This window comes from Corallococcus terminator (genome assembly GCF_003611635.1).
Taxonomy (GTDB): domain Bacteria; phylum Myxococcota; class Myxococcia; order Myxococcales; family Myxococcaceae; genus Corallococcus; species Corallococcus terminator.
On record NZ_RAVZ01000732.1, the window covers coordinates 1 to 936 of the forward strand.

The following is a 936-nucleotide window of genomic DNA, read 5'->3' on the forward strand; positions in this document are numbered from 1 at the left end:
TCATGAGGCCGTCGGCGAGGCTGCAATCCCCCTCGCAGTAGAGGCGGATGGCGAGCATGTCCGTGGGCGTCCCGCGGCGGAAGCGCGCTGGGACGGAGAGGGCTTCCTTCTCCCCCAGGAGGCTTGTCAGGTCGAGCTTGCTGCGGTTGAGCAGCTCCGTCGCGTGGGCGTTGAGGCTGCGCATCTTCCGCTCCCCACGGCGGTACTGGAGCACGTCCATGACATCAAGCATGCGCAGGTAGAGGCCGCGCTGCTGCGCCTCCGAGGCGTAGCGGGCGAGGAGCTGGTTGTCGAAGACATGGCCGTTGAAGGCAGCCACGGTGGGTTGCGAGAGCAGGAAGGACACGAGATCCGGGGCGGTGGCTTCCGTCCACTCGGTGAGCTGGGCGTCGGGGGCGAGGACGCACGCGAGGGCCAGGCGCTGGGCGCGCGTCACGTGGTAGCTGCCCGTCGCGGCGAGCTCCGCCTTCAGCTCGGCATCCCCGGGCATGTACCGGCTTTCGGTGTCGTAGACGCTCGGGCGCGTGTAGTCGGTGAGCCACAACGGCAGCGTGTCGGCGGAGACGAAGCGGAGGAAGTCGAAGCGACCGCCGCCCAAGGGGAGGCGAAGCTGCACCTCCTCGCTGGCGAAGAAGGCGGCGAAGTCCGCCGATGCCGCGCGCAAGGCGCCCAGGGTGCCCTTCGGTTGGGCAGAGCGACTGGACGACAGGAAGGTTTGGAGGAACTGCCAGGACGGGGGCATCGCAAGCATGGCAGGCCTCGCGTCAGACGGCGGAGTGAGAAGGTGCCCGGGGAGCGAACCGGAAGATGGTGGCGGGCTGGGTGGCGGCGATGGTGAGGCGCGACAGCAGGACGGCGGCGAGGTCGCGAACGTCGGCCGCGCAGTTCGCCACGCCAGAAACGACGAGGTGGATGCTGTCCCGGAGTTCATCCGTC

General features: G+C 69.0%; 1 protein-coding gene. It reads right to left on the reverse strand.

Annotated elements, in window-relative coordinates; all coding sequences use genetic code 11:
- A partial coding sequence (locus tag D7V88_RS41845) for a hypothetical protein (RefSeq protein ID WP_147449168.1) occupies positions 1-751 on the reverse strand: 751 nt, incomplete at its 3' end.
- Between the last annotated feature and the right edge of the window lie 185 nt (positions 752-936).